Below are 7,097 nucleotides of genomic sequence, written 5' to 3'. Positions count from 1 at the left end.
AGAACCGTATTGGGCATGATGCAAAGGTAGCGGGTTGGGAAATGGTAGGCGCCTGTCATCCTGAGCGCAGCGAAGGAGCTTCTCACGTTCGCATGGGTTGAAATACTGCGAATTGTTATTGCGTGAGAAGGTCCTTCGCTGCACTCAGGATGACAGGTCCGCCCAATGCTTCGCCCTAAACATACCGCGCTGCCACGGCGTCAATGGCCTCGGCCAGGCGGTGGTCGCGCTTGGTCACGGTGTTGCCGGCATCGTGGGTGCGCAGGCGGAATTCCACGGCGTTGTACTCGTTGCTGAACCAAGGGTGATGGTCGAGCCGCTCGGCTTCGGCGGCCACGTCGGTCAGGAAGGCGAAGGCCGTTTTAAAATCGGCGAAGCGAAAGCTGCGGCAGAGGCTGTTGTCGGTTTCAATCCACATGGTTTTTACTATATTGAAGGGTGATGACTGAGTCCAGAGGGGACGCTGGGGTAAAACCAAAATGAGAAATCCAAAGTACACCTTCTTGCAGTCGCACCTTTCTCTCATTCCCTTTTTTCATTTCCCTTCCCAATGGCCATCGACCCCAACAACCGCCCCATCCGCGTCATCAACGACGACACGACCAACGAAGAAATGGAGGCCGGCCACCACATCCCCAACGCCGACCCGCCCAAAAACGAAGCGGCCCGCGGCGGCTTTGGCAACCGCGAGGGCAAGGAGGGGTACGGTTCCGATACGGCCGGCGGTGAAACGGCGGTGGGCGTGAACGAAACGGCCGACAACATGAGCCCGCCCCAGGACAACATGCGCTCCGCCGACGAAGGCCGCCCCGACCGCCCCAACCAGGACATGCCGGCGTTCGATGAATACACCGATTCCATTGTGCCCAGCGGCCGCCCCGTCGACGAGCTGGATGCCCACGACCGCCGCCCCGGCCTCGACGAAATGCTGAACCCCAACTCCCGCGTGGGCATGGGCCAGATGGAGCCCCGCCCCATCTCGCCCATCACCGGCACCGATACCAACGCCGAGCTAACCGACCCCGATGCCACCGATACGGCCATCGACCAATAAGCTTTGCCCCGCGCAACGGCCACTAAGCCAGTCATCGATTGACCAACAGCACGTCATGCTGAGCGGAGCCGAAGCATCTCTATCGCACTAGTAAACGATTACTAACACGGTAGAGATGCTTCGGCTCCGCTCAGCATGACGTGCTTTTTATCCGTATCAATCTTCATTCCACGCTATTTGTGAGCCGCTACGCCACCACCGACCTGCACGGCTGCGTGCACACCTTTCGCTGCCTCGTGGAGGAAAAACTGTGCCTGAGCCGCCACGATGAGCTTTACCTGCTGGGCGATTACGTGAACAAAGGCCCCGACAGCCGGGGCGTGCTCGACTACCTGATGCAGTTGCAAGCCAGCGGCTACAACGTGCAATGCCTGCGCGGCAACCACGACCAGGCCCTGCTCGACGCGGCCCGGCACCGCTGGCGCTGGGACTGGCTGGGGCCGCGTGGCCGGCAGCCCACCCTGCGCAGCTTCGGGGTGCGGCGCATGTCCGACATCCCGGCGCACTACCTCGACTGGCTGGCCACGCTGCCTTATGAAATCGAGTTGCCGGATTTTGTGCTCGTGCACGCCGGCTACGACTTTGCCCTGCCGCCCACCGAAATGCGCCAAGACTACACCACCATGCTCAACACTAAAAAATACGTGTACGACCCTTCCCGTCTGGCCGGTAAGCGCCTGTTGCACGGGCACGTGCCCACCCTCACGGCCCAGGTGCGCGCCAAAGCCGCCACCCGCCCCGGCGCACTGGGCCTGGACACCGGCTGCGTGTACCGCCACAACCCCGAGCTGGCCCACCTCACCGCCCTCAACCTCGACACCTGGGACCTGACCCAAGTGCCCAACTGCGAGCCCGCTTATGCCATTGGCAAGCGCTGAGGAATCCTGTATGCCTCAAAATTATTATCGGTAACTACCCCCAGCTAGGCTGCAAAACCCCATGGCTGCACTGGCTCCTTTATGCTTAATCAAGACAAGTCGCTATTGTTATATTGTTAATAAGAACCGGAGATAAAAAAATATTATAGCAGATTTTTTCGAAAGTAATAGGATATCTTTAATAAAATGCCTTCAGAATTGTATTTTATGTTTTGCTGATTGACGTGGCTATTGCGCTCTGTATATCAGCAGCCTAAGTTTGGTAATTGCTGTTTTGGTTTCAGGCCTATTCTGTGCACAACCGGACAGCTGCGTCATCCTGGTTGTGCCGCTGCCTCCCATCTACGTCGGCTGAGGATGGCAGCTGGAGTGCTGATTCGCAAAGAGGCTGCACCCGAATTGGCGGCGCGGCCAGTGGGGCGCTGGTGTCTCATTTTGTTTTTGCTACCCTATGAAAGACGTCTTACCCCCCGGTATGCATTCTTTTGGACCTCAGCCGGCTGCTCGGTGGTGGGTCCGGTGGCGCTGGCAACTGGTGGGCCTGCTGCTGGGCTTGTTGCTGCTGTTGGGTAGCCACGTGCAAGCGGGCATTCCTGCCCACGCGCCTCGCTCCATTTATCAAGCGCTTACTAACGGAAACAGGCAAGCGACATGCTCGGCCATGTCGTAAAAAAGCCCTAGAGCAGTTTCGGAGTCGGTGTACCGTAGCGCGAACTTTGTAGTTAGCGTCCCAGCGCCGCTAAAGCCATCTGCAAGTTGTTCGGGGACGCGAACTACACAGTTCGCGCTACTTCCAGCGCCTGTACACCTACTCCGAAACCGCTGTAACTGCTTTGACAGTTGGGTTTTTGGGGTTGTAGCGACTGCTGCAATACAGTGGCCTGAGGATTTGCATAGTGACAAGGCGAACGATTACTGCTAGTCCAACACGCCGGCTGCTACGGCCCGCCGGGCCGAGGCCCGATAAGGGTTGAGCGAATCGGTGGCCACGTCGCGCAGAGTGGCCAGGGCAGGAGCCAGCTCTTTGGCCTGCCAGTAAGCCATGCCCAGGTGGTAGCGGGCCCGGCGGGCCAGCTCGCCCGCGTCGCCGTCGTCGGCCACGCGGCGCAGGTAGAGCTGGGCGGCGTTGCCCTGGCCCTGGCGCAGCAGCATGAGGCCGCGCAGGTAGGTGAGGGTGTCGGCGCCCACGTTGGTGGGCGACACGCGCCCGAGCGAGTGCAGGGCCGCCGGGTAGTGGCCCGACTGGTACTGGTCGAGGGCTTCGGAGAGCAGAGGGCGGCTGTGCAGCAGGCCGGTGGTCACGGCGGGGCCGGGGTCGGGTTGATAGTAGGCTTCCCAATTGTGGGCGGGGCGGGCAGCGCTGGGGCGTAGGAGGTACCACGCCACGGCCCCCGCCGCCAGCAGCAACACCACGCCCAACGCGCCCAGCAGGGTAGAAAGACGCTGGCGACGCTGGCTCAGCTGCTCGGCGCGGGCCAGGGCCGAGCCCCGTTCGTTCATGCGGTCATCAAGGGCTTGCAGGCGCAGGCGCAGGGTGTCGTGCCCGGCCGCCCAGCGCAGGTCGGCGGTAAACTGCTCGAAGGCCGCATGGGCATCGGCCAGGGCCTCGTCCTGCTCTAGGCGCAGTTCGAAGGCATCCTGCTCGGCCGGAGCCATCTGGCCGTCGGCAAAGCGTTCCAGCTCATCGAAGTAAGGGCGCAGGTCCATGGGGAAAGGGAATAGGGTAGGAGGAGACTGGGGATAAGAAAGTAGGGAGAAGGCAAAAGGAAAAAGGGTAGGAGGAGATGGAGTGGGAGTAAAAAGCAATGGTATCTACCCTGCTACCCTATCCCTTATTCCCTATTCCTTGCCTAGCGGAGCAGCTCGTAAAGCTTGCGCAGGCAGGTGGTTTTCTGGCGGCGGGCCACGGTGGCGTTGGGGAAGCCCATTTTGCCCCCCATTTTCTCAAAATTGTAGCCGCGAAAGTAAAAGTAGGTGAGCACCTGCTGGCAGTCGTTGCCGAGCTGGTTGAACTGGGCCAAGAGGCGCTGGCGGCGGCTGGCTTCGGCGGCGGGCAGGGGCACGTTGGCGGGCACTTGGGCTGCCAGGCGCTGCTGGGCCATGCCGTAGATGTAGTCGCGCAAATCGACGGGTAGGATGGTGAGGCGGCCATCGGCTACCTGGTCGTAGAAATCGAGCAGGGTATCCTGCAATAGTGTGTGGGCCTGGGCAGCATTCAGCCGGTGCTGGCGCTGGGCCCAGCGGGCAAACAGGTGCCGGCTGCGCTGGTAAAAGTCAACCAGAAATTTCTGATTGCCGATGCGGAGCTGGGTAAGGGTTTCGGCGAGGGGCGCGGACATAACAGGGAATAAAGGCACTAGCAAGTAACGACGGAAACGGGGAATACGGGATAGGGGATAGGGAAGAAAGGGATAGGGAATAGGAATACAGCTGTCATCCTGAGCGCAGCGAAGGACCTTCTCACCGCTGAACGGCTTGCAGTAAATTCTAAAGAAACCAAACGAGGTAAGGTCCTTCGCCGCGCTCAGGATGACAGCCGTATCCTCCCCTATTCCTCATCCCCCCTTACCTTTACGGCCATGCAAACAGCCGCCCCCTCCGCCCTCCTCGATACCGTCATTTTCGACCTCATTGCTCAGGAGAAAACCCGCCAAACCCACGGAATTGAGCTCATTGCCTCCGAAAACTACGTTTCGGAACAGGTGATGGCCGCCCAAGGCTCCGTGCTCACCAATAAGTACGCCGAGGGCCTGCCCGGCAAGCGCTACTACGGCGGCTGCGAAATCGTGGACCAGGTGGAGCAGCTGGCCATCGACCGGGTGAAGGAACTATTCGGCGTGGTCTGGGCCAACGTGCAGCCGCACTCCGGCGCCCAGGCCAACGCGGCCGTGATGCTGGCCTGCCTGCAGCCGGGCGATAAAATCCTGGGCTTCGACCTGAGCCACGGCGGCCACCTCACCCACGGCTCGGCCGTGAACTTCTCGGGCAAGCTCTACCAGCCCAGCTTCTATGGCGTGGAGCGCGAAACCGGCCTCATCGACTGGAGCAAAATTAAAGAAATTGCCCGCCGCGAGCAGCCCAAACTCATCATCTGCGGCGCCTCGGCCTACTCCCGCGACTGGGATTACCAGGCCCTGCGCGAAGCCGCCGACGAAGTAGGTGCCCTGCTGCTGGCCGACATTTCGCACCCCTCGGCCCTCATTGCCACGGGCCTGCTGAACTCGCCGTTCGAGCATTGCCACATCGTGACCACCACCACGCACAAAACCCTGCGCGGCCCGCGCGGCGGCCTCATCATGCTGGGCAAGGACTTCGAGAATCCCTTCGGTCTGAAAACCCCGAAAGGCGAAATCCGCCCCATGTCGGCCCTGCTCGACGGCGCCGTGTTCCCCGGCACCCAGGGCGGGCCCCTGGAGCACGTCATCGCGGCCAAGGCCGTGGCCTTTGGCGAAGCCTTGACCGACGACTTCAAAACTTATACCCAGCAGGTGGCCCGCAACGCGCAGGCGCTGGCCAAGGGCTTCACCGCCTTGGGCTACGACATCATTTCGGGCGGTACCGACAACCACCTCATGCTGATTGACCTGCGCTCGAAAGGCATCAGCGGCAAGCTGGCCGAAAACACGCTGGTGCGCGCCGACATCACCATCAACAAAAACATGGTGCCGTTTGATGACAAGTCGCCGTTTGTGACAAGCGGCATCCGCATTGGCTCGGCCGCCGTAACTACCCGCGGCCTGGGCGAGTCCGACATGGCCCGCATCGTGGAGCTGATTGACGAAACCCTGACCCACCACGACAACGACACCCGCATCGGGCAGGTGCGCCAGCGCGTGAACACTTGGCTGCAGGACTACCCGCTGTTTGCGTAGCTTTTACGTAAGGGATGATGCCGTTTGTCATCCTGAGCGCAGCGAAGGACCTTATCACCGTTAAACGATTTGCAGTAATCCAACTGCCGCGAGCGTGATGGGGTCCTTCGCTGCGCTCAGGATGACAAACGATTTTACTCCTCCTCAAATCCCCTGATTTTCATCCGTGCAACCTCAACCGCAACCACAAAACCCCTCGGGCGAACCGCACGAAATGTCTTTCATCGACCACCTGGAGGCCCTGCGCTGGCACATCATCCGGGCGGCTATTTCGGTGGTGGTGTTCTCGACTGCGGCGTTTTTTGCCAAGGATTTTCTGTTTCACGACCTGATTCTGGGGCCCTCGCGGCCCGATTTCTGGACTTATCGCATGTTCTGCAAGTTTGGCGCGCTGGTGCACGCCCCGGACTTGTGCATCGACAAAATCGGGTTTGTCATTCAGAACCGGGAGATGAGCGGGCAGCTCACCATGCACATCAGCACCTCGTTTATGGCGGGCATCTGCCTGGCGTTTCCCTACCTGTTCTGGGAAATCTGGCGTTTTGTGAAGCCCGGCCTTTACCCACACGAGCGGCAGAATTCGCAGGGGGCCGTGTTTTTCGTGTCCATCCTCTTCGTCCTGGGCTTGCTGTTCGGCTACTACATCGCCGCGCCGCTGAGCATCAACTTTTTGGCTGGCTACGTGGTCGACCCCACCATCGAAAACCAAATTGACATGCAGAGCTACCTGAGCACGCTGAGCACCATGAGTCTGTCGTGCGCTTTCGTGTTTGAACTGCCCATGATTGTGTTCTTTCTGGCCAAGGCCGGGCTGGTTTCGGCCGAAATCATGCAGCTCTACCGCAAGCACGCCATTGTGGTCATCCTCATCATTGCGGCCGTTATCACGCCGCCCGACATTTCGGCCCAGATTATCGTCACCATCCCCATTTTGCTGCTCTACGAGCTGAGCATTCACATTGCCCGCGTGGTGCGCCGCGGCGACGCTGCCCGCCTCAACGCCAAGCTGGCCCGGCAGGCCGAGCGCGGGGCCTGAACAGGGTAAATAACGGCCTGCTTCGGCCCGGCTAAGGGCGGGCTTCACTATTCTGCTAAATTAGAATGTGCCCAGTATGCAGCGGGAGCAGGTAAGGTGCAAAAGTGTTAGAGAAATTGTATCGGCCTTTTTGAAACGGTAATTGGCTGTAAATTGTTGGGGCACTGAAAGGGCAAAAACCAATCATTTTAACCCTTGTGCACCATTTTTGGCTTCCGCAATGAGGAAACCAGCACACGGGCAGTTTGGTGAAAATG

Annotated in this window: 7 protein-coding genes; 4 read left to right on the top strand and 3 right to left on the bottom strand. The window is 59.9% G+C overall.

All coding sequences use genetic code 11. From position 1 onward, the window contains the following. Window positions 1–175: 175 nt before the first annotated feature. Window positions 176–418 carry a 4a-hydroxytetrahydrobiopterin dehydratase gene (locus tag JKL48_RS18630; RefSeq protein ID WP_201985935.1) on the bottom strand — a complete coding sequence of 81 codons (243 nt, stop codon included), beginning with the start codon at window positions 416–418 and terminating at the stop codon, window positions 176–178. A 132-nt stretch (window positions 419–550) separates the two neighbouring features. Here JKL48_RS18630 and JKL48_RS18625 point away from each other — a divergent pair, with 132 nt between their 5' ends. Continuing rightward, window positions 551–1,054: a hypothetical protein gene (locus JKL48_RS18625; RefSeq protein WP_201985934.1), complete on the top strand. Its 504-nt coding sequence runs from the start codon at window positions 551–553 to the stop codon at window positions 1,052–1,054. 179 nt (window positions 1,055–1,233) lie between these two features. Further along, on the top strand, window positions 1,234–1,932 hold the full coding sequence (locus JKL48_RS18620; RefSeq protein ID WP_201985933.1) for a metallophosphoesterase family protein: 699 nt from the start codon (window positions 1,234–1,236) through the stop codon (window positions 1,930–1,932). Between the two features lie 918 nt (window positions 1,933–2,850). Here JKL48_RS18620 and JKL48_RS18615 read toward each other — a convergent pair. Then, on the bottom strand, window positions 2,851–3,639 hold the full coding sequence (locus JKL48_RS18615; protein WP_201985932.1) for a hypothetical protein: 789 nt from the start codon (window positions 3,637–3,639) through the stop codon (window positions 2,851–2,853). 143 nt (window positions 3,640–3,782) lie between these two features. Further along, entirely contained in the window at window positions 3,783–4,271 is a 489-nt protein-coding gene (locus tag JKL48_RS18610; RefSeq protein WP_201985931.1) for an RNA polymerase sigma factor, read from the bottom strand. A gap of 240 nt (window positions 4,272–4,511) precedes the next feature. On the opposite strand from JKL48_RS18610, the gene JKL48_RS18605 reads away from it, so the two are divergent. Beyond that, window positions 4,512–5,804 (top strand): serine hydroxymethyltransferase, encoded by a 1,293-nt coding sequence (locus JKL48_RS18605; protein ID WP_201985930.1) that lies wholly within the window; start codon window positions 4,512–4,514, stop codon window positions 5,802–5,804. Between the two features lie 214 nt (window positions 5,805–6,018). Continuing rightward, window positions 6,019–6,840, top strand: a complete 822-nt coding sequence (gene tatC, locus JKL48_RS18600) for a twin-arginine translocase subunit TatC (protein WP_201985929.1) — start codon at window positions 6,019–6,021, stop codon at window positions 6,838–6,840. The last annotated feature ends 257 nt before the right edge of the window (window positions 6,841–7,097 follow it).

It is taken from the genome of Hymenobacter rubidus, assembly GCF_016734815.1.
GTDB classification, from domain to species: domain Bacteria; phylum Bacteroidota; class Bacteroidia; order Cytophagales; family Hymenobacteraceae; genus Hymenobacter; species Hymenobacter rubidus.
This window is presented reverse-complemented; position numbering and strand designations above follow the sequence as displayed.

Excerpts from the sequence above, each read along its gene's own strand:
- JKL48_RS18605 (WP_201985930.1), top strand. The coding sequence starts at position 4,512 with ATGCAAACAGCCGCCCCCTCCGCCCTCCTCGATACCGTCATTTTCGAC.
- JKL48_RS18625 (WP_201985934.1), top strand. The coding sequence starts at position 551 with ATGGCCATCGACCCCAACAACCGCCCCATCCGCGTCATCAACGACGAC.
- tatC (WP_201985929.1), top strand. The coding sequence starts at position 6,019 with ATGTCTTTCATCGACCACCTGGAGGCCCTGCGCTGGCACATCATCCGG.
- JKL48_RS18615 (WP_201985932.1), bottom strand. The coding sequence starts at position 3,639 with ATGGACCTGCGCCCTTACTTCGATGAGCTGGAACGCTTTGCCGACGGC.
- JKL48_RS18630 (WP_201985935.1), bottom strand. The coding sequence starts at position 418 with ATGTGGATTGAAACCGACAACAGCCTCTGCCGCAGCTTTCGCTTCGCC.
- JKL48_RS18610 (WP_201985931.1), bottom strand. The coding sequence starts at position 4,271 with ATGTCCGCGCCCCTCGCCGAAACCCTTACCCAGCTCCGCATCGGCAAT.